Annotated in this window: 19 protein-coding genes; 16 read left to right on the plus strand and 3 right to left on the minus strand. The window is 59.1% G+C overall.

All coding sequences use genetic code 11. The features are described 5' to 3' along the window. Positions 1-23: 23 nt before the first annotated feature. The 13 genes from rpsB (at position 24) to lpxB (ending at position 13,140) form a co-directional block, all read left to right on the plus strand. On the plus strand, positions 24-791 hold the full coding sequence (gene rpsB / locus J2X71_RS34200) for a 30S ribosomal protein S2 (RefSeq protein ID WP_113322809.1): 768 nt from the start codon (positions 24-26) through the stop codon (positions 789-791). A gap of 239 nt (positions 792-1,030) precedes the next feature. Beyond that, entirely contained in the window at positions 1,031-1,957 is a 927-nt protein-coding gene (gene tsf / locus J2X71_RS34205; RefSeq protein WP_113322811.1) for a translation elongation factor Ts, read from the plus strand. A gap of 95 nt (positions 1,958-2,052) precedes the next feature. Next, complete coding sequence (gene pyrH / locus J2X71_RS34210) at positions 2,053-2,775, plus strand: UMP kinase (RefSeq protein ID WP_007822401.1); 723 nt, start codon at positions 2,053-2,055, stop codon at positions 2,773-2,775. A 51-nt stretch (positions 2,776-2,826) separates the two neighbouring features. Beyond that, positions 2,827-3,387 (plus strand): ribosome recycling factor, encoded by a 561-nt coding sequence (gene frr, locus J2X71_RS34215; RefSeq protein WP_113322813.1) that lies wholly within the window; start codon positions 2,827-2,829, stop codon positions 3,385-3,387. Positions 3,388-3,424: 37 nt separating this feature from the next. Continuing rightward, entirely contained in the window at positions 3,425-4,168 is a 744-nt protein-coding gene (locus J2X71_RS34220) for an isoprenyl transferase (protein ID WP_310389496.1), read from the plus strand. Continuing rightward, positions 4,168-4,998, plus strand: a complete 831-nt coding sequence (locus J2X71_RS34225; RefSeq protein WP_310389498.1) for a phosphatidate cytidylyltransferase — start codon at positions 4,168-4,170, stop codon at positions 4,996-4,998. The genes J2X71_RS34220 and J2X71_RS34225 overlap by 1 nt, the downstream gene beginning before the upstream one ends. A 29-nt stretch (positions 4,999-5,027) precedes the next feature. Beyond that, positions 5,028-6,161, plus strand: a complete 1,134-nt coding sequence (gene rseP, locus J2X71_RS34230) for an RIP metalloprotease RseP (RefSeq protein WP_310389500.1) — start codon at positions 5,028-5,030, stop codon at positions 6,159-6,161. 201 nt (positions 6,162-6,362) lie between these two features. Beyond that, entirely contained in the window at positions 6,363-8,702 is a 2,340-nt protein-coding gene (gene bamA, locus J2X71_RS34235; protein WP_310389671.1) for an outer membrane protein assembly factor BamA, read from the plus strand. A gap of 50 nt (positions 8,703-8,752) precedes the next feature. Next, positions 8,753-9,814, plus strand: a complete 1,062-nt coding sequence (gene lpxD / locus J2X71_RS34240; protein WP_310389501.1) for a UDP-3-O-(3-hydroxymyristoyl)glucosamine N-acyltransferase — start codon at positions 8,753-8,755, stop codon at positions 9,812-9,814. Then, entirely contained in the window at positions 9,807-10,274 is a 468-nt protein-coding gene (fabZ, locus tag J2X71_RS34245) for a 3-hydroxyacyl-ACP dehydratase FabZ (RefSeq protein ID WP_037106230.1), read from the plus strand. Before lpxD ends, fabZ begins: the two co-directional genes overlap by 8 nt. Further along, positions 10,271-11,089, plus strand: coding sequence for an acyl-ACP--UDP-N-acetylglucosamine O-acyltransferase (gene lpxA, locus J2X71_RS34250; RefSeq protein WP_310389504.1), 819 nt, complete (start codon positions 10,271-10,273; stop codon positions 11,087-11,089). The genes fabZ and lpxA overlap by 4 nt, the downstream gene beginning before the upstream one ends. A 3-nt stretch (positions 11,090-11,092) precedes the next feature. Continuing rightward, positions 11,093-11,974: an LpxI family protein gene (locus J2X71_RS34255; RefSeq protein WP_310389505.1), complete on the plus strand. Its 882-nt coding sequence runs from the start codon at positions 11,093-11,095 to the stop codon at positions 11,972-11,974. Next, positions 11,971-13,140, plus strand: a complete 1,170-nt coding sequence (gene lpxB / locus J2X71_RS34260) for a lipid-A-disaccharide synthase (RefSeq protein WP_310389507.1) — start codon at positions 11,971-11,973, stop codon at positions 13,138-13,140. Before J2X71_RS34255 ends, lpxB begins: the two co-directional genes overlap by 4 nt. Positions 13,141-13,171: 31 nt before the next feature. On the opposite strand, the gene gltA is transcribed toward lpxB, so the two are convergent. Further along, positions 13,172-14,461, minus strand: a complete 1,290-nt coding sequence (gltA, locus tag J2X71_RS34265) for a citrate synthase (protein ID WP_007822430.1) — start codon at positions 14,459-14,461, stop codon at positions 13,172-13,174. Between the two features lie 290 nt (positions 14,462-14,751). On the opposite strand from gltA, the gene J2X71_RS34270 reads away from it, so the two are divergent. Continuing rightward, a complete protein-coding gene (locus J2X71_RS34270) occupies positions 14,752-17,178 on the plus strand; it encodes a ComEC/Rec2 family competence protein (protein ID WP_405049784.1) in 2,427 nt (808 codons plus the stop codon). On the opposite strand, the gene lexA is transcribed toward J2X71_RS34270, so the two are convergent. After that, positions 17,159-17,884 (minus strand): transcriptional repressor LexA, encoded by a 726-nt coding sequence (gene lexA, locus J2X71_RS34275; RefSeq protein ID WP_007822432.1) that lies wholly within the window; start codon positions 17,882-17,884, stop codon positions 17,159-17,161. The genes J2X71_RS34270 and lexA overlap by 20 nt on opposite strands. A 195-nt stretch (positions 17,885-18,079) precedes the next feature. Between lexA and J2X71_RS34280 the strand changes: the two genes are divergently transcribed. Both J2X71_RS34280 and kdsA read left to right on the plus strand, forming a co-directional pair. Next, a complete protein-coding gene (locus tag J2X71_RS34280) occupies positions 18,080-18,967 on the plus strand; it encodes a VOC family protein (protein WP_310389511.1) in 888 nt (295 codons plus the stop codon). Then, on the plus strand, positions 18,964-19,812 hold the full coding sequence (gene kdsA / locus J2X71_RS34285) for a 3-deoxy-8-phosphooctulonate synthase (protein WP_310389514.1): 849 nt from the start codon (positions 18,964-18,966) through the stop codon (positions 19,810-19,812). Before J2X71_RS34280 ends, kdsA begins: the two co-directional genes overlap by 4 nt. Before the next feature lie 13 nt (positions 19,813-19,825). On the opposite strand, the gene J2X71_RS34290 is transcribed toward kdsA, so the two are convergent. Further along, positions 19,826-21,637, minus strand: coding sequence for a methyl-accepting chemotaxis protein (locus J2X71_RS34290; RefSeq protein WP_310389516.1), 1,812 nt, complete (start codon positions 21,635-21,637; stop codon positions 19,826-19,828). Positions 21,638-21,866 lie beyond the last annotated feature (229 nt).

Genomic DNA, 21,866 nt, shown 5'->3' on the forward strand with positions numbered 1-21,866 from the left:
AACCGGAAAAGGAGTAACAAGGCATGGCATTGCCTGATTTTTCTATGCGCCAGCTTCTGGAAGCCGGCGTCCACTTCGGTCACCAGACTCACCGCTGGAACCCGAAGATGAAGCCGTACATTTTCGGCGATCGTAACAACATCCACATCATCGACCTGGCCCAGACCGTTCCGATGCTGTCGCGCGCCCTGCAGGTCGTGTCCGACACCGTTGCTCGTGGCGGCCGCGTTCTCTTCGTCGGCACCAAGCGTCAGGCTTCCGAGCTGATCGCTGACTCGGCCAAGCGTTCTGCCCAGTACTACGTCAACTCGCGTTGGCTCGGCGGCATGATGACGAACTGGAAGACGATCTCCAACTCGATCCAGCGCCTGCGCAAGCTCGACGAAATCCTGTCGTCCGAGCAGTCTGGCTACTCCAAGAAGGAGCGCCTGACCCTCGAGCGCGAGCGCGAAAAGCTCGATAAGGCCCTTGGCGGTATCAAGGACATGGGCGGCACGCCGGACCTGATGTTCATCATCGACACCAACAAGGAAAAGATCGCGATCGACGAAGCCAAGCGCCTCGGCATCCCGGTCGTCGCCATCATAGACTCGAACTGCGATCCAGACCTGATCGACTATCCGATCCCTGGCAACGACGACGCTTCGCGCGCCATCGCTCTCTACTGCGACCTGATCGCCCGCGCTGCCATCGACGGTATTGCCCGTCAGCAGAGCGGATCGGGCCGCGACCTCGGCGCTTCTGCGGAAGCTCCGTTCGAGCCGGCGCTCGATGAGGCGACCGAAGCCTGATAAAAGCAGGCGGAGCAAAGCTCCGCCAAAGCTTGCAAAGATTGGGAAAGGCCGCTCGCGACTCTTTGAAGTTGGGCGGCCTTGCCCTTTTCAGGCGGAAGCTGTGACTGCTTTTGCCTCAATGAATTCTGTTGTGACGCGTCTTCATAACGCTGTCATACATACAGGTACATTTCGTGCCTCAATCCGGTGCCGCGCCGCAAACTGCGGGCACCGCTTGAACCGACAAGAGGAAACTTATGACCGAGATTACGGCTGCACTGGTGAAGGAACTGCGCGAAAAGTCCGGCGCAGGCATGATGGACTGCAAGAAGGCACTGACCGAGACCAACGGCGACATCGAAGCCGCGATCGACTGGCTGCGCGCCAAGGGCATCTCCAAGGCCGACAAGAAGTCCGGCCGCGCCGCTGCTGAAGGTCTGGTCGCCATCGCCGGCGCCGGTCACAAGGCCGTTGTCATCGAACTCAATTCCGAAACCGACTTCGTTGCCCGTAACGATGCCTTCCAGGATCTCGCACGCGGCATCGCCGAAGTTGCGCTGTCCACGGACGGTACGGTCGAAGCCATTTCGGCTGCGACCTATCCGGCATCCGGCAAGCCGGTCGCCGACACCGTCAAGGAAGCAATCGCGACCATCGGCGAGAACATGACGCTTCGTCGTGCGGCCAAGCTGGAAGTCGAGCACGGCGTTGTCGCGACCTACATCCACAACGCTGCCGGCGACGGCATCGGCAAGCTCGGCGTTCTCGTTGCTCTGAAGTCGGTCGGCGACAAGGCCGTTCTGACGTCGATCGGCCGCCAGGTTGCCATGCATATTGCTGCTACCAACCCGCTGGCGATCCGCGCCGAAGAAGTCGATGCCGCAGTCGCCGAGCGCGAACGCAACGTCTTCATCGAGCAGTCCCGCGAATCCGGCAAGCCGGAAGCCATCATCGAGAAGATGGTCGAAGGCCGCATGCGCAAGTTCTTCGAGGAAGTGGCTCTTCTCTCGCAGTCTTTCGTTATCAACCCGGACCTGACGGTCGGCGCTGCGATCAAAGCAGCCGAAAAGGAAGCCGGCGCCCCGATCGAAGTCGTCGGTATGGCTCGTCTGCTCCTCGGCGAAGGTGTCGAGAAGGAAGAAACTGACTTTGCAGCCGAAGTCGCCGCTGTCGCCAAGGGCTGATCTTGCTGCCATATTTGGGAAAACCGAAGGGCATCGCGTGACAACGCGGTGCCCTTCGTGTATCGGGCAATTGCGGCAATATACGAGGAGCCAACATGACGTCGGAACCAATCTATAAACGTGTTCTACTCAAGGCTTCCGGGGAAGCCATGATGGGAAGCCAAGGCTTCGGGATCGACGTTGCGGTGGCGGATCGCATCGCGTCCGACATTGCCGATGCACGGCAGATGGGCGTCGAGGTCGGCGTCGTCATCGGCGGCGGTAACATTTTCCGCGGCGTGGCGGTTGCGTCCAAGGGCGGCGACCGCGTCACCGGCGACCACATGGGCATGCTCGGCACCGTCATCAATGCGCTCGCGCTCGCAACCTCGCTGCGCAAGCTCAACATTGACACGGTGGTTCTGTCGGCCATTTCCATGCCGGAAATCTGCGAAAGTTTCTCTCAGCGCGCCACGCTGTATCACCTGTCGCTCGGCAGGGTGGTGATCTTTGCCGGCGGAACCGGCAATCCCTTCTTCACCACCGATTCTGCTGCAGCGCTGCGCGCTGCCGAAATGGGTGCCCAGGCGATCTTCAAGGGTACACAGGTAGACGGCATCTATACCGCCGATCCGAAGAAAGATCCGGAGGCGACGCGTTTCGACCATCTGACCCACAAGGAGGTTCTCGACCGGGGCCTCGCCGTTATGGACGTCGCCGCTGTTGCGCTCGCACGCGAGAATTCCATTCCGATCGTTGTTTTCTCGATCCACGAGAAGGGACGTTTCGCTGAAATCTTGACGGGTGGTGGTCTCAAGACCATCGTATCCGACAACTGATAGGGAGCTGCGCGGTTGCCGGCGCAAATCTTCTGATACGGGAGCATAGACATGAGTGAAGGTATCGATATCAAGGAACTGAAGCGCCGCATGGATGGTGCCATTTCCGCGTTCAAGAGCGACATTGCATCGCTGCGTACGGGCCGCGCTTCGGCCAACATTCTCGACCCGGTGACGGTTGAAGCCTATGGTTCGCGCATGCCGCTGAACCAGGTCGCCAACATCACTGTTCCGGAGCCGCGCATGTTGACGGTATCCGTCTGGGACAAGAGCATGGTCGGCGCCGTGGATCGTTCGATTCGCGAATCGAATCTCGGCCTGAACCCGATCGTCGACGGCCAGAACCTTCGCATTCCGCTGCCGGAACTCAACGAAGAGCGCCGCAAGTCTCTCGTCAAGGTCGCCCATGACTATGCCGAAAAGAGCAAGGTTGCGATTCGCCATGTTCGCCGAGACGGCATGGACGGCCTTAAGAAAGCCGAAAAGGATGGCGTAATCGGCCAGGACGAAAGCCGGGCACAGTCGGAACGCGTTCAGAAAATGACGGACGAGACGATTTTGGAAATCGACCGCTTGCTTGGCGAGAAAGAAAAGGAAATCATGCAGGTCTAGTATACTTGCGTCCTTGCCAAGAAAGACCGGACGGAAAATGTCGGAAACCTCATTTTTGACTGCGCCAGAACATGTTGCCATCATCATGGATGGCAACGGTCGTTGGGCAAAGCAGCGCGGCCTGCCGCGGACGATGGGACACCGCAGGGCGGTCGAGACCGTTCGCCAGACCGTGCGCACTGCCGGCGATCTTGGCATCAAATACCTGACGCTCTTTGCCTTCTCCTCGGAGAACTGGCGTCGCCCGGAGGCCGAGGTCACTGACCTTCTTGGCCTGCTGAAGGCCTTCATCCGCAGTGACCTGGCCGAGCTTCATCGGCAGAATGTGCGCATCAGGGTGATCGGCGACCGCGTCAACTTGCGCAGCGATATCCTCAAGCTTCTGCTGGAAGCCGAGGAGACGACCAAGGCCAATACGGCGCTGACACTCGTCATCGCCTTCAACTATGGTTCTCGCGATGAGATCGCCCGCGCCATGATGAGCCTCGCCAAGGATGTGGAGGAGGGGCGCCTCAGATCGCAGGATATTACCCCTGCGCTGATCGACGCCCGGCTCGATACAGCCGGCATCCCGGACCCTGATCTCATCATCCGTACCAGCGGCGAAGAGCGACTGTCCAATTTCCTGTTGTGGCAGGCCGCCTATTCGGAATTTGTCTTCCTGCCGGAATACTGGCCGGATTTCAACCGCGAGCTTTTCCTGTCGGCACTCGAGAAGTTTGCCTCGCGCGATCGCCGCTTCGGCGGTCTTTCCGCGCAGGCTGCTGCAGTGAACACCTGATGAAGCAGGAACTGAAGCTCCGCATCGTTTCAGGCCTGATTCTCGCAATCATCGTTCTTGCCGCCACGTGGTATGGCGGCTTTATCTTCCGCACCGTGGCGGCGGCGATCGCGCTTCTGATCTATTACGAATGGTCGACGATGACAGGGATCGTGCGCGACCCGGTGACCAACGTGCTCGGCTGGGTGGGCGAGGCGCTGGTTGCCCTGCTCGTACTGGCGGGTGCGTTCGAATATGCGTTCGGAATGCTGATTGCCCTGACTGCGGTCGGCATTGCCATGATCTTCCTGCATCGTGCCAGCCGCTGGTTCGCTCCGGGGCTTTTATATGCCGGCGGCACCGGATTGGCGCTTGCGGCGATCCGCGGCGATGAAACGCTTGGCCTCTACGCGATGCTCTTCATCTTCGCCGTGGTCTGGGCGACCGATATTCTCGCCTATTTCGTTGGGCGCGCGCTTGGCGGTCCAAAGCTTGCTCCGCGCATATCGCCCGGCAAGACCTGGTCGGGCGCAGTCGGTGGCGCCATTTCAGCCGTCATCGCCGGAGCCGTCATTGTCCATTTTTTGATTCCGGAAGCCCTGGATCGCGCCGCAGTGATCGCGCTCGTCCTGTCCGTCTTCAGCCAGTCAGGCGATCTTTTCGAAAGCTTCATCAAGCGAAAATTCGGCGTGAAGGACTCCAGCCGTCTCATTCCGGGGCATGGCGGCGTCATGGATCGTGTCGATGGACTGATTTTTGCCTGTTTTTCAGCGTTCTTGCTTGCTGGCCTTTTTTCGCTGATAAAGGGCGGCGGAACGACGTCGCTCGGTGCGGCATTGTTCGGCCTTTGATCAATACGGCCAGATAGAAGAAGGAAGTCATGGAAGCGGTGGCCGGCATATTCGGTTTTTTGACGGGCTACATCGTCCCCTTCGTCATCGTGCTGTCGCTGCTCGTCTTCGTGCATGAGATGGGCCATTATCTGGTCGGGCGCTGGAGCGGTATCCGGATCCTCGCCTTTTCCGTCGGCTTCGGTCCGGAGATTGTCGGTTTCACCGATCGCCACGGAACGCGGTGGAAGATATCGGCGATCCCGCTCGGCGGTTATGTTCGTTTTTTCGGCGATGAGGATGCTTCCAGCAAGCCGGATACGGACAGGCTCGCCGCGATGACGGATGAGGAGCGAGAACGTTCCTTCGCCGGTGCAAAGCTTTGGAAGCGCGCCGCAACTGTTGCAGCCGGCCCGATTGCCAACTTCATCCTTGCCATTGCCATCTTCACGGTCCTTTTCGCGGTCTACGGTCGCACGGTGTCCGATCCCGTTGTCGCCGAAGTGAAGCCGGACAGTGCTGCCGCGGCAGCCGGCGTGCTGCCGGGCGACCTGCTCGTCTCAATCGATGGCACCAAGGTTCAGACCTTCGACGACGTGCGGCGTTATGTCAGCATCCGTCCGAACCAGAACATCGTCGTGACCATCGAGCGTAACGGCGAGAAGATGGACCTGCCGATGGTGCCGCAGCGCACCGATATCACCGACCAGTTCGGTAACAAGATCGAGGTTGGCCTGATCGGGATCGTTACGAACGAAGAGGTTGGCCACTTCCGTCTGCAGACCTATACGCCGCTTCAGGCGCTGAATGAAGGCGTGACGCAGACGTGGCATATCGTGACGGGCACCTTCAAATATATCGGCAATTTGCTCAATGGATCGATGAAAGCAGACCAATTGGGTGGTCCGATCCGCGTGGCGCAAGCTTCGGGCCAGATGGCTACGCTTGGAATAGGCGCGTTGCTGCAGCTTGCCGCGGTTTTGTCAGTTTCGATTGGATTGCTGAATTTGATGCCGGTTCCGGTACTTGATGGCGGCCACCTGATGTTCTATGCGGTGGAAGCGGTTAGGGGAAGACCGCTGGGTTCTTCGGCTCAGGAAATTGCGTTTCGCATTGGCCTGGCCATGGTGCTTACATTAATGGTTTTTGCCACCTGGAATGACATTAGCGCGCTCATTGGCTAGCGCGTAAAAAGATAGGGAAAATTACTGTTTATTTACGATGTTTCAAAGCTGTAGTGGCGAATGGGTCACGCTTCGAAATGAAGTAAACAGAAATTAACGAGCTCCCTTGCTTGTATGTCAAAAGCGGGTAAAACGACACACGTGGCCGGAATCGGGGGGTCCCCTGGGGCCGGAGACGAGGGAAAAAAGGTAATGGGTGAAATGAAGGCTGGTTCAAGGTTTTTGAACGCAGTATCGGCGATTGCGCTGTCTGCTAGTGTTGTTGCTTCTGGCGCAGGTGCTTTGACTTTCGTTTCGGCTACGGCTGCGGAAGCTGCCGTCATTCAGCGGATCGACGTACACGGTGCAAGCCGCGTCGGTGCTGAGGCCGTCCGGTCGAACATCACCATTACTCCCGGCAAAAGCTTCTCCAACACCGATATCGACGACTCCGTAAAGCAGCTTTACGGCACCGGTTACTTCTCCGACGTCAAGATTTCGGTTTCCGGCAGCACCCTCGTCGTCAACGTTCAGGAAGCGCAGCTCGTCAATCAGGTCGTCTTCAACGGCAACCGCAAGGTCAAGGACGACAAGCTGGCAGCTGTCGTCAAGACGCATGCCGCTGGTCCTTATAGCGATGCGCAGATCCAGTCTGATATCGCGGCGATCAAGGAAGCCTATGCCGCTACCGGCCGCAGCGAAGTCGAAGTGACCACGCAGGTCGTCCCGCTCGGCGAAGGCCGCGTCAATCTCGCTTTCGTCATCAATGAAGGCGACCGCACCAAGATCGACGCCATCAATTTCGTCGGCAACCAGGCCTACAGTGCCGGCCGTCTCGCCGCGGTCATCCAGACCAAGCGTTCGAACTTTCTCTCGTTCCTGACCCGCAAGGACGTCTACAACGAAGACAAGCTGCACGCTGATGAAGACGCGCTGCGCCAGTTCTATTACAATCGCGGTTATGCCGACATGCGCATCGTTTCTTCCGATGCCGCTTTCGACGAAGCGACGAACAAGTACACGCTGACCTTCAACATCGAGGAAGGCCCGCGTTATGATTTCGGCGCGGTCAGCGTTCAGTCGACCGTCGAAGGTGTTGATGCCCAGCAGCTGCAGGGGCTGGTCAGAACCCATGAAGGCCAGGTCTACAACGCCAAAGAAGTCCAGAAGTCCATCGAGGCGATTTCGGATCAGGTTGCTTCGGCCGGTTATCCTTTCGCGCGCGTCACGCCGCGCGGCAACCGCGATCTGAACAACAATACGATCGGCGTCGAATACCTCGTCGACCAGGGCGAGCGCGCCTATGTCGAGCGTATCGAAATCCGCGGCAACAGCCGCACGCGCGATTACGTTATTCGCCGCGAGTTCGATCTCAGCGAAGGCGACGCCTTCAATCAACAGATGATCACCCGCGCAAAGCGCCGTCTTGAAGCGCTCGGCTACTTCTCCTCAGTCAACATTTCGACCCAGCCGGGCAGCTCGCCTGATCGCGTCGTTATCGTTGTCGACGTACAGGATCAGTCGACCGGTTCGTTCGGTATCGGTGCCGGTTATGCGGCCGGCGGCGACGGCCTGTTGCTCGAAGCTTCGATCGAAGAAAAGAATTTCCTCGGCCGCGGCCAGTATATCCGCGTTTCGGCCGGTGGCGGTCAGGAAGGCTCGCGCGCTTACGGTATTAACTTCACCGAGCCTTACTTCCTCGGTTATCGCCTTGCTGCCGGTTTCGACGTCAATCACAGTGAGACGTCGAGCAACGACAACTACGATTACGAGGAAACCAGCGGTGTTCTACGCGTAACGGCGCCGATCACCGAAGATCTGGCGACGACGTTCCGCTATAATTACAAGCAGATGAAGTACGATTCCAGCGGAAGCAGTCTGGACGATTTGTCCGCTACCTATCAAAACCTGGTCAACGAAAGCCCGTGGACGCGGTCCTCCATATCGCAGACGCTGACCTACAATACGCTCGACGATACCGTCCTGCCGCGTGAAGGTATCTACGCTACTGCGACACAGGAAATCGCCGGCCTCGGCGGCGACTCTCAGTACTACAAGATCTACGGTAAGGCCCGTTACTACCATCTGCTCGCTGACGATGCTGATATCATCGGTTCGCTCTCGGCTTCGGCGGGTTACGTTGTCGGCTTCGGTGACCACCTGAACGTCTTCGATCAGTTCACGCTGACCAATTCCGATATTCGCGGCTTCGAGAACAAGGGTATCGGCCCGCGCATTACCAACCCGGACGATCCGCTCGGTGGTACGACTTACTTCACCGCTTCTGCCGAAGCGACGTTCCCGATGCCGGGCTTCCCGCGTGACTTCAACCTGCGCGGCGCAGTCTTCGCAGATGCCGGCACGCTGTTCGGCAACGACGTCGAGCTTCTCGGTGCGGATACCGAAGAAGGTGATGGTTCGTCCTTGCGTGCTTCGGTCGGTGTCGGTCTGATCTGGCAGTCGCCGTTCGGCGCGCTCCGCGTCGACTACGCGATCCCGGTCGTGAAGGAAGACTTCGACAAGACTCAGCGCTTCAAGTTTGGCATTAACAACCAATTCTGATATCGGCAGTCCGGAACTGTAAATTTCAATTCCGTTCTGGAGTTTTGCCGATGGAGCAAAATACTTTTTTTCTGCCCCATGAAGGCGTGAAACTTGTTGAGTTGGCGCAATTTCTTGGGGCAGAACTTGCCAATTCCGATCATGGCGATGTCATCATCCGCTCTGTCTCTCCTATAGCCAGAGCGCAGGCAGGGGATATCTGTTATATCCTCTCTCGCCGTAACCGTGACGAGTTCCTGACCTGCAAGGCTTCAGCCGTGATTTGCGACAAGGCACTGGCTCAACTGGTGCCGCCGCATATTCCTGTGGTGATTTCCTCCAATCCGCATGCCGCCTTTGCAATGGCCGGCGGGTATCTTTATCCCGCAGCGCTAAAGCCGGTGACGTTTTCATCCGGCGAGACGGAAATCGCGCCGAGCGCTGTCGTTGATCCGACCGCGCGGCTTGAGAGGGGCGTGATTGTCGAGCCGATGGCGATCATCGGCCCCGGCGCGGAGATCGGCGAGGGCACGCGCATCGGCGCTCAGTCGATCATCGGTCCCAACGTCAAGATTGGCCGTAATTGCTCCATCGCAACTGGTGTGAGCATTCTGTGCGCACTCCTTGGCAATGGCGTCATCATTCACAACGGCGCTCGTATCGGTCAGGATGGGTTCGGTTACGCGCCCGGTCCGCGCGGAATGATCAAGATCGTGCAGATTGGCCGGGTGATCATTCAGGACAATGTCGAGATCGGCGCCAATACGACGATCGATCGCGGTGCCATGGACGACACTGTCATCGGCGAGGGAACCAAGATCGACAATCAGGTGCAGATCGGCCACAACGTCCGTATCGGTCGCCATTGCGCCGTCGTTTCGCAGGTCGGCATGGCCGGCAGCACCATCATCGGCGATGGTGTGCAGATCGGTGGACAGGTTGGCCTCAAGGGACATATCACCATTGGCGATGGCGCTCAGATCGCTGCAAAAAGCGGTGTCATGACCGATCTTGCTGCTGGCGGCCGCTATGGCGGAATACCGGCACGTCCTCTAAATGACTATCTGAAATATGTTGCACAGCTCATGGCAAAATCAGGGGCTCGCGGAAAAAAGGGAGGCAAGAATGACTGAAGCAACAGCCGCCACGCTTTCTTCGGCAGACATCATGGAAATCATGAAGCTGCTGCCGCACCGCTATCCGTTTTTGATGGTCGACAAGATCGTCAATATCGATGGCGACAATGCCGCCGTCGGCATCAAGAATGTGACGGTCAACGAACCGCATTTTACTGGCCATTTCCCTGACGCGCCTATCATGCCGGGCGTATTGCTGGTCGAAGGTATGGCACAGACGGCAGGCGCTATCTGCGCCAAGAAGGAAGGCCAGACCGGCAACCTCGTCTACTTCATGACGATCGACAATGCCCGCTTCCGCAAGCCGGTCGTGCCGGGCGACCGCGTTGAATATCACGTGCAGAAAATCAAGCAGCGCGGCAATATCTGGAAATTCCATTGCGATGCGAAGGTCGACGGTGCACTCGTCGCTGAGGCCGATATCGGCGCGATGATCGTACGTAAGGACAACGCATGAGCATGATCGCCGAAAGCGCCAGAATCCATCCGATGGCCGTGGTCGAAGACGGCGCCACGGTCGGTGAAGGCGTGGTTGTCGGCCCGTTTTGCCATGTTGGCCCCAAGGTCACGCTTCACGATAATGTCGAACTGATCAGCCACGTCGTGGTTCTCGGTCTGACGACCGTCGGCGCCGGTACGCGTATATTTCCTTCGGCAGTCATCGGTGGCGACTCTCAAAGCGCCCGTCACAGCGCCGTCGATACGTCGCTGATCATCGGCCGCAACTGCACTATTCGCGAGGGCGTTACGATGAACACCGGCACCGTCGAACACGGCGGTTCGACGGTAATTGGCGACAACAGCCTTTTCCTGGCCTACTCGCATGTCGCCCATGATTGCCGGGTCGGCAACCATGTCATCATGTCGAATAATGTCATGCTGGCTGGCCATGTCTCGGTTGGCGATCACGCAATCATCAGCGGCGGCGCCGCAGTGCACCAGTTCACGCGAGTCGGCAAATATGCCTTTGTCGGCGGTCTCTCGGCCGTGAGTTACGATGTCATTCCCTACGGCATGCTGAACGGCAATCCAGGCATTTTGAGTGGCCTCAACGTCGTCGGCATGACGCGCGCCGGCGTTGATCGCGCCGTCATTCACACGGTTCGCCGTGCCTATAAGGCGATCTTCGAGGGTGCCGGCTCGATCCGCGAGAATGCAGCCCAAATCCGCGACGAATATGCCGATTGCGAGCAGGTGGTCGAGATCCTCGATTTCATCGCGGCCGAAAGCGATCGCGCGTTGTCTTCGCCGAGCCGGGGACAGAAGGGCTGATCTGTGGCTTCCGCTGGCGATACCGCTGAAGGCCGGCTAGCGATCATTGCCGGCGGCGGCCTTCTGCCGTCGTATGTCGCCGAAGCTGCGCGTTCGGCCGGCGAAAATCCAGTTATCGTTATACTGAAGGATGAGGGCGACCGTCGTTGGGACGGTTTCGACCACGCCACGATCGGTATCGGTGATTTCGCTTCGCTCGATCGGCTTTTCAAGCGGTATGGAGTGAGCCGTGTCGTCATGTCGGGCAGCGTCCGTCGGCGACCGGAATGGCGCGAGGTGCGGCCGACGCTGCGTATTCTGACGAAGGTGCCCGCCGCCATCCGTACGCTGCTTTCGGGGGGCGACGATACCGTTCTGAAGATGGTCATCAAGCTGATAGAAGGGCGAGGTCTGCGTGTCGTCGGCGCCCATGAGATTGCACCGGATCTGCTGGCAACCGCAGGCCCGCTGGGCGCTGTTTCGCCCAATGAAGAGGATCGTCGTGACATAGAGCGCGCAGGCAAGGCGGCTGATGTGCTTGGCAGTCTGGATATCGGGCAGGGCGCTGTATCGATCGGCGGACGCGTCGTTGCTGTTGAGGGCGTTGAGGGCACGGACGGCATGCTTGACCGCGTGGCGAACCTCAGAGCAGCAGGCCGCATATCGCCGCGCCGGCGCGGTGTGCTGGTCAAGCTCAGTAAGCCGCAGCAGGATATTCGCGCCGACCTGCCGGCGATTGGTGTGTCCACCGTGCTCAACGCCAAAGCTGCCGGGCTTGCAGGAGTGGCCATCGAAGCCGGCCGGGCGCTGGTGCTTGATCGCGCCGCACTCATTAAAGTGGCAGACGAAAACGGTCTTTTTGTCTGTGGTATCGACAAGGGCTTGCCGGGATGGGGGCTTCAATGAGCGACAGACCGCTGAAGATTGCCGTCATAGCGGGCGAAGTCTCCGGCGATCTCTTAGGTGCCGATCTCATTGCCGCGCTAAAGAGGATCCATTCTGGGCCGATCGAACTCGTCGGCGTCGGCGGTGAGGGGTTGCAGAGCCAGGGATTGAAATCGCTCTTCGATTTCTCCGAGCTTTCCATCATGGGCATTACCCAGGTGCTGGCGAAGCTGCCGAAGCTCTGGTCTCTCATCCGGCAGACGGTAGCGGCGATCATGGCGTCCAAACCCGATATCCTGCTCATCATCGACAGCCCGGACTTTACCCATCGCGTCGCCAAGCGCGTGCGCAAGGCGCTGCCGGACCTCCCAGTCGTCAACTATGTCTGTCCCAGTGTCTGGGCCTGGAAGGAATATCGCGCCCAGCGCATGCTCGCCTATGTCGACCATGTGCTGGCCGTACTTCCTTTCGAGCCGGCGGTGATGCAGCGTCTCAACGGGCCGGCGACAACCTATGTGGGTCACCGTCTGGTTGCGGACGCAGCGCTCCTGGAGACCCGGCGCCTGCGCGCTGGCCGGCAGCCCGGCAACGGTGCGATCCTGCTTCTTCCCGGCTCGCGTTCCTCCGAGATCAAGAAGCTTCTGCCTTATTTCGAAGCCGCCGCCAATGAGCTCGTCGCCCGCAATGGACCGATACGCTTCATGCTTCCGACTGTGCCGCACAAGGAAGCGTTTGTGCGCGAAATGACGGCGGGATGGAAGATAAAGCCGGAAATCGTTGTGGGTGCCAAAGCGAAATGGAAGGCCTTCGCCGAAGCCGATGCGGCCATGGCAGCGTCCGGCACGGTGATCCTGGAACTGGCGCTGGCTGATGTACCCGTCGTTTCCGCTTACAAGGTCGACTGGATCATGCGCATGCTGACGTCAGACATCAAGACCTGGAGCGGCGCACTGCCCAATCTGATCGCCGACTACGCGGTCGTGCCGGAATATCTGAACGATATCGTTCGCGGCGCAAGCCTCGCGCGCTGGATGGAGAGGCTGTCAGCCGACACCTACCAGCTCAAGGCGATGAAGGAAGGCTACGAGCTCATCTGGCAGCGCATGCAGACAGAAAAGCCGCCTGGAGAGCATGCAGCACAGATATTGCTCGATGTTCTAACCAACAAAAAACCCGGCCACTCCTGACCGGGTTTTCTTTTTGCTTCGAAGTCAGCGCTCAGCGCTTGGAAACCGGTACGTAGTCGCGCTTAGGTTCGCCGATATAGAGCTGGCGCGGACGGCCGATGCGCTGTTCCGGATCCTCGATCATTTCGTTCCACTGTGCGATCCAGCCGACGGTACGAGCCAGAGCGAAGAGCACGGTGAACATGGTCGTGGGGAAGCCCAGGGCCTTCAGCGTAATGCCGGAGTAGAAGTCGATGTTCGGGTAGAGCTTCTTCTCTATGAAGTATGAGTCGGTCAGAGCGATGCGCTCCAGCTCCATGGCGACTTCGAGAAGCGGATCGTCCTTGATGCCGAGTTCGCCGAGAACTTCATGCGTGGTCTTCTGCATAATCTTGGCGCGCGGATCGTAGTTCTTGTAGACGCGGTGACCAAAGCCCATCAGGCGGAACGGATCGTTCTTATCCTTGGCGCGGGCGATATATTCCGGAATGCGGTCGACAGTGCCGATTTCCGTCAGCATGTTGAGGGCTGCTTCGTTGGCGCCGCCGTGAGCGGGCCCCCAGAGGCAGGCGATGCCGGCGGCGATGCAGGCGAACGGGTTCGCACCCGAGGAGCCGGCGAGACGGACCGTCGAGGTCGAGGCGTTCTGCTCGTGATCGGCATGGAGGATGAAGATACGGTCCATGGCGCGTGCGAGCACCGGATTGACGACATATTCCTCGCAGGGAACAGCAAAGCACATGCGCAGGAAGTTGGACGCGTAGTCCAGATCGTTCTTCGGGTAAACGAAGGGCTGGCCGATATGGTACTTATAGGCCATCGCTGCGAGCGTCGGCATCTTGGCGATCATGCGCAGGCTGGCGACCATGCGCTGGTGCGGATCGGTGATATCGGTGGAGTCGTGATAGAAGGCCGAAAGCGCGCCGACGCAGCCGCACATGACGGCCATCGGATGGGCGTCGCGACGGAAGCCGGTGAAGAAGCGGCTCATCTGCTCATGCACCATGGTGTGGTGCGTGACACGATAGTCGAAGTCCTTCTTCTGGGCGGCGGTTGGCAATTCGCCGTAGAGCAGCAGGTAGCAGGCTTCCAGGAAGTCGCCATGCTCGGCAAGCTGCTCGATCGGGTAGCCGCGATGCAGCAGAACGCCTTCGTCGCCGTCGATATAGGTGATCTTCGATTCACAGGATGCAGTCGACGTAAACCCGGGATCGTAGGTGAAGGAAGCCGTGTTCTTGTAGAGGGCACCGATGTCGATGACGTCGGGTCCAACCGTGCCTTTTCGCACGGCGAGATCGACTGATTTGTCACCGATTTTGATTGTAGCGCTTTGATCCGTCATGCTGATCCTCCGGGGTGGCGGTGGCGCCGCAAAAGCGCCATAAGGGTTAAGCGTCCTAAGCGATAGCTATATGATCGCGAAGCTAATGCCAAGTTACCGTGATGCCATTTTGTGCATCGCGGCATCATCTTTTAGGCAGTGCAGCGATGAGCTAAATGCATATCAGAACACCATGATTTGACTGGACTTTTTGCTCCCGCGAATTTTCGTCTTATTTCAATCGATTATTGTTTGCTCGTTTTGATTTCAGGTTGCATTCTGCCGGTATCCGGGGGCGGGTCCAGGCGATTATGGCAGGGTTAGAGACAAGAGAACGACAAGAGCAATCCATTGATGAAAAGATGGATTTTGCTGGCATTGCCCCGCGCGCCATTGTGACGCAATCGGCTCGGACCCAGGTTGCGATCCCATTTCGATGGCGATTGGTGACTGTTGCGAACCGATACGTCGGGTCGTCGATGCGTATGGCCACCGAAGAGGCCGGCCACGGTCTCCTCATCCTCTTCTCTCCGGTCTTCCTTGGTGCAGGTGCCGCGACCTGGTTTCTTGCGGCCTCGGACTTTCCGGCCGTGTCGCTCGGTCTCTGCCTGCTTGTTCTCCTTATTGCCGTTGCGCTCTGCGGTTATGCCCGGACGAAACTGCAGGCGACGCTGCTTGCTCTACTTCTTTTTGCCGGTGGAATGCTCTCCGCGCAGATCGAAACATGGCGGGCAAAGACCCTGATCCTCGATTCAGCCGTAACGACAACGGTGACCGGCCGGATCGAACGCCGAGAAGGCGATGGCCAAGGGCGCTGGCGTTATATTCTTGACGTCACCGGTACGGATGCTCCTGAGATCAAGCGTCCGCCCGAACGCATCTCCGTGCTGGTCCGCGGAGCCACCCAGCCGTTCGAACTCGGCGACGTCATCGAGGGCAGGGCGCGTCTCACGCCTCCGGCGGGACCGGCGCTCCCCCACCTCAATGATTTTGCCTTCAGTGCCTATTTTAACGGCATTGGTGCCAACGGCTTCTTCTACGGAGCACCGAAGAGGGTTGCGGAACAGCCGGAGCGAGCGAGTTTGGTCGGTGAGGCCATTCTGGAGTCGCTCTACCGCCTGAGAAGCGGCATCGGCGATCGGATCCGCTCCACACTACCAGGCGACACCGGCGCCTTTGCCGCCTCCCTTGTCACGGACGAGAGACGGGCGATCTCGGATGAAACGACGGAGGCGCTGCGGCAGTCCGGCCTTGCGCATATCATCGCGATCTCCGGCCTCAACATGGCGCTTTCCGCTGGCATCTTCTTTGTCGGGCTGCGCGTCATTCTCAGCCTTTTTCCCGGCATTGCCCAGGCGTGGCCAACCAAGAAGATCGCGGCGGCCGGTGCGCTTGCTGCGGTGACGGCCTACTATTTGATCTCGGGTTTTGCCGTTTCCGCCGAACGTGCCTTCATCATGATGGCGATTATGCTGGTTGCGGTCTTCTTCGACCGGCCGTCGATCAGTCTCAGAAACGTGGCGCTATCCGCTCTCGTGATCCTCGCGGTCTCGCCATCGGAGGTGCTGGGGCCGAGTTTCCAGATGTCCTTTGCCGCAACACTTGCACTGGTCGCCGGCTACGACCTCTGGAAGGGGCGGCCGATGCGGGAGAATGCCTTTGCCAAGCTGCCGATCATGAAGCCCTTCTTCATGGTTGGTGGCTTCTTCGGTGGCGTTTTCCTGACGTCGCTGATCGGTGGTTTCTCGACGGCGCTGTTTTCGATCGAGCATTTCCACCGGCTGACTGCCTATGGCCTGCCGGCAAATCTCGCGGCCATGCCGGTCATCACCTTCATCGTCATGCCGGCCGGGATGCTGGCAATGCTGCTGATGCCGTTTGGTCTGGACGGCTGGCTATGGCCGGTGGCAGGCTTCGGGCTTGATCTGGTGATCACCATCGCAAAGGCAGTAGCGGGGTGGGGCGGCAACATAGATGTAGGCCGCTTGCCCGGCTGGTATTTCCCGACCGCCGTTTTCGGATTTCTGCTGCTGACCCTGCTCAGAACCCGGCTGCGGCACATGGGAACGGCAATTGTCGCGGTCTCGACGCTCGCTGTTGTTCTTCTTCCATCGGAGGCGATGCCCGATATCGCTATCTCCGAAGATGGCGGCCTGGTCGCTATAGTCGATGGAGAGGCGATGGCTTCGAACCGTGAAAAGCCGCCCGCCTTCATCTTCGAACAATGGCAGAGGGCCCTTGCCGTCGAAGAGCATCAGAAGCCGGTTATGCTTCAAGCTGCCAAGGCGCCCACTGCGCCTGATGGTCAAAGACTGCAACTGTCACCCGACCAACAGAATGAAGCCAGAGAGGCAATGAGACAGGCAGTCGCCATTAGCCCGCCGTCACGCTTCTCCTGCCTGAAGGGCGCCTGGTGCACCACTTTGCTCGTCAATGGGAAGAAACTGACCGTCATCGAAAATGCTGCCTATCTCGGACCAGCCTGCGATACGGCCGACATTGTCGTGACCCCCGTCCGATTGCGCTTCGACCGCTGTCGTTCCGGCGCGCTGCTCTTTACCGGCGAGACGCTGCGCAAGACAGGTTCTGTCGAACTTCGATTCACCGATAAGGGAGTTGAGGTCGCAACCGCATTCGACACATTGGGGCGACCCTGGATGCGCCACCGCGCCTATGATTGGCGCAGTAACACATTCGCAGACGCCAATCTGTCACCGGTCAGTGATAGCGGCGAATGAGGCCGACGAGCTTGCCCTGGACCTTGACGCGATCCGGCGGAAAGATGCGGGTCTCGTAAGCAGGGTTTGCTGCCTCGAGCGCAATCGATGCGCCCTTGCGGCGGAAACGCTTGAGCGTTGCTTCCTCGTCATCGACGAGCGCGACGACGATATCACCCGGATTGGCTGTGCTGCCATTGCGGATGATGACCGTGTCGCCATCGAAGATGCCGGCTTCGATCATCGAGTCGCCGCGAACTTCCAGCGCATAATGTTCACCGGAGCCAAGCATATCGGCGGGAACGGTGATGTCATGCGTATTGTTCTGGATTGCCGAGATCGGAACACCGGCGGCGATGCGGCCCATGACAGGAACGGAGACCGCATTGCCGTTATCGGCAGCGGGTGCTGGCTTCGCCGAGGCAGGAGGCGCCACGGGCTGGGGCTTGCCGAGGCTGCCCTCGATGACGCTCGGTGAAAAGCCGCGCCGAGGCTGCAGGCTTGGGCTGTAGGCTTCCGGCAGTTTGATGACTTCGAGCGCGCGCGCCCGGTTCGGAAGCCGGCGAATGAAGCCGCGTTCTTCGAGCGCCGTGATCAGCCGGTGAATACCGGATTTCGAGGCCAGATCCAGTGCGTCCTTCATCTCGTCGAAAGACGGTGGAACGCCTGACTCCTTCATCCTTTCATGAATGAAAAGAAGGAGTTCCTGTTGTTTGCGCGTGAGCATGGCGTCTCCCCAGTCTTGAAACAAATCCAGAACGGACACTATATGTTCCATATGTGTTCCGCAAGTAGCTAAATTTTCGTAAAACTTCTGTTCAATCTGTCGAGAATTTGATTTTTATCGCCCTTAGGCCTGTCTGGCCTTGTTTCACGAGACCTGCTGAAGCACATCTCCTTGTCACTGCTGGGAGAAGAACCGATGAGCCAAGACACGCTTCCGATCGATCATCTCGTTTTGCCGGTTACCGATATCGACCTAGCCCGCGAAAGGCTGGGCAAGCTGGGCTTTACCGTCGCGCCTGATGCCCGCCATCCCTTCGGCACGGAGAATGCCTGTGTTTTCTTTGCCGACAAAACCTATATCGAGCCGCTCGGTGTCGCGAGCGTCGAGGAGAGCGAGGTGACGGCACGTGAGGGCAATGTCTTCACGGCTCGCGATCAGGCTTTCCGCTTCCGCTGCGGCAGCGAGGGACTGTCCGCCATCGCCTTCGCCACCGCGGATGCAAAGCACGAACATGCTCGATTCGTGAAGGGCAGCATCAGTGCCGGTTCTGTGCTGCAGTTCGAACGCCCTGTGAAAATGCCGGATGGCACGGAGAGCATTGCCGGCTTCCGGCTCGCCTTCGCTGCCGACCTCCGGGCACCGGATTTCTTTCTCTTCGCTGTCGAGCGCATCAACCCGCTTCCTGCCGACCGCAACGTGCTGGAGACCCACGCCAATGGCGTGACAGGCATTGCCGAGATCGCGCTCGCAGCCCCCGAGCCGACAGCCTTCGGCGACTTCGTTCGCTCGGCGGCAAAAGCCGCTTCTGCTGGCGATACGAGTTTCGGGCTGGAGGTGCTTACCGGAAACGCAAAGATCAGCCTGATGACCCCGCAGGGGCTGGAGGCCTATTTCGATCTGGCGACGCCGGATATCGATCGCGGCCTGCGCGGCCGGGCAATCCTCTTTGCGGTTGGCGATCTGGCCGTGACAGAAGCGCATTTGGCTGCTAACGGGGTGACCTATACACGCAAGGGCAACCGTATTCTGGTGAAGCCCGCGCCCGGTCAGGGCGTGCTCTTCGCTTTCGAGGAAACATCATGAGCTCTACTACGAACTCCGTTGTGACGGTCGGCGAAGGCGCCGGCAAGGTCACCTTCTCCAATGCTGCACGTCTGTCGCTGATTGCCGGCGCTTGCGAAATGGAAAGTCGCGACCATGCGTTCATGGTTGCCGGCACGTTGAAGGAACTGTGCACCAAGCTCGGCATCGGGCTCGTCTATAAGACCTCGTTCGACAAGGCGAACCGCTCTTCCCTGTCGAGCAAACGCGGTGTCGGCCTTGAGAAGGGGCTGGAGGTTTTTGCCGATCTAAAGAAGGAACTCGGCATTCCGGTTCTGACCGACATCCACACTGAAGAACAGTGCGCTGAAGTGGGCAAGGTTGTCGACATCCTGCAGATACCGGCCTTCCTGTCTCGTCAGACGGATCTCCTGGTGGCTGCGGCAAAGACCGGCCGCGTTATCAACGTCAAGAAGGGCCAGTTCCTGGCGCCCTGGGACATGAAGAACGTGCTCGGCAAGCTCAATCAGAGCGGCAATCCGAACATCTTGCTGTGCGAGCGCGGCGCTTCCTTCGGTTATAATACGCTGGTCTCCGACATGCGTTCCCTGCCGATCATGGCAGCAACCGGCGCCCCCGTTATTTTCGACGCCACGCATTCAGTCCAGCAGCCCGGCGGGCAGGGGGGAACCTCCGGCGGAGAGCGGCAGTTCGTGGAGACGCTGGCCCGTGCAGCCGTGGCCGTCGGCGTCGCCGGGGTCTTTATCGAAACCCATCAGGATCCGGATAACGCGCCCTGCGACGGGCCGAACATGGTCTATCTCAAGGACATGCCACGGCTTCTCGAGAAGCTTCTCGCCTTCGACGCGATCGCCAAGGCCGCCTGAACGACAGGCAGCATCAGGCTGCCGCGCGGGGCGGGCGCCTTTCCTCCAATGCGAAGCGGGAGAGCATGCGCCCGAGATGGGACGCCTCGTTGCCGAGTTCCTGGCAGGCGGCGTTCGTCTCCTCGACCATCGCCGCATTCTGCTGTGTCACCTGATCCATACGGTTGACGGCAGCGTTGACCTCGACGAGCGCGACCGACTGTTCCGAAGACGAGCGCACGATCGCTTCGATTAGTGCCGTCACCTGCAGCACCTGGCGGTCGATATCGCCGAGTGCCTCGCCGGTGCGGTTGACAAGTGCCACGCCTGCGGAAACCTGCCGCGACGACGTCTCGACGAGAAGCTTGATCTCCTTGGCGAGATTGGCGGAGCGGCCGGCGAGCTCGCGGACTTCCTGAGCTACGACGGCAAAGCCTTTCCCTGCGTCTCCGGCGCGTGCTGCCTCGACGCCCGCGTTGAGCGCCAAAAGATTGGTCTGAAAGGCGATCTCATCGATGGCGTTGATAATATCGCCGATCCTGACCGCTGATTCCTCGATCTTCTCCATGGCGGTCACCGCTTCGCAAACAATCTCGGCGGAACGTGCCGCACTCTCCTTCGTTGCCGACATCATCGCATTGGCTTCCTGGGCTCGCTCCGATGAGGTCTTCACCGTGACCGTGATCTGATCCAGCGCCGAAGCCGCCTGTTCGAGCGAGGCGGCCTGGTTCTCGGTGCGCTGTGCCAGATCATTGGTGCTAAGTGCGATTTCGCGCGAACTGTCGCCGACCGTATTCGTGGCGGCATAAATGTCCTTCATGGCATCGGAAAGAATGATGATGCTGGTATTGAAGGTCTCGCGAAGCTTTTCATAAGTGTTGGCGAACTGCTCGTTGAGACGCACGGTCAGGTCGCCGCGCGAAAGCCGCTCCAGGCCGGCACTCAGGCTTTCGATGACGCGCTGGCGTGTGGCATTCTCCACGCTCTTCGATGCGTCGAGTTCGGCATTGCGGCGCATCTGTGCCTGCCGTTCCTCGTCCTGGTGCGCGCGGATGGCGTTCCGTTCTTCTGCCGATTCGCGAAAGACCGTGACCGCGCGCGCCATTTCTCCGATTTCGTCGGATCGTCTGACATAGGGAACTTCGCGGGAATAGTCGCCGCTCGCGAGGACCGCCATGTAGTCGCGCATCGCCGATAGCGGCACGATCGCGCGCCGGCGGAACATGTAGAGCCCGGCAACGATGAGCACGAAGGAAAGCGCAGCGGCAGATAGCGTAACGGCGGAGAGCAGTTCCGTCTGTTCGGCCGCCTGCTTTTCGGCATCAGCCTGGAAGGCGTTCGCCATCGCCACGAGCTCGTTCACGGCCTTTTCGTGAACATGAAAATTCGTTGCAAGCTTGAGGAGCGCCGGTTCGACGGCGGCCTTGTCGCCCTTGAGTATTGCAGGCACCGCCTCCTCATCCATGACTTGCCAGAAGGCGTCGCCCCTGACGAGAACGTCATCGAGAAGTTTGCGCTTGAGATCGGCGCTGAGCGGCGTTTCTGACCAATATTTGCGGCGGTCTTCATAAGCCGGCTTCAGAACCGTTCGGATGCGTTCGATATTGGCCGTTGCCGAGGCCGGCTGCTCGACGGCTTCGAGCGCAAGCATATAGGGTTCGATGACATAGAGCGGCGGCGGGAGAATATCGGCGACGAGATCCTTGCCATAGATGATCTGCTTATACATCAGTCCGTTCACGCGAAGCATGTTGAAAGCGTAATTCTGCAAGCCGATGGAGGTCACCAGTCCGAGGATGACAACGGCACCGAAAATGGCAAGGCTGCGTGCAATATTGAGTTTCATCTGTGCCTCATATGAAATGCCGCCAAGAGAGTCGATAAAATCCCGTACTGGTTGTTTTTTGAGGGCGCCACAGCTGTTCATTCCAGCCGTTCCGTATTTGCCTGAGTGGCCGGAACGACTGACTTTTGAGGGCCTCTCCCAAGCTTTCAAAATTAAACCGGGATGGTTACCGAAGGCTGAAATCAAAGGGCGGGAAGCCGTCCAAAATTGGGGCTGTTGCAGGAATTTT

It is taken from the genome of Rhizobium sp. 1399 (assembly GCF_031455475.1).
GTDB lineage: Bacteria > Pseudomonadota > Alphaproteobacteria > Rhizobiales > Rhizobiaceae > Rhizobium.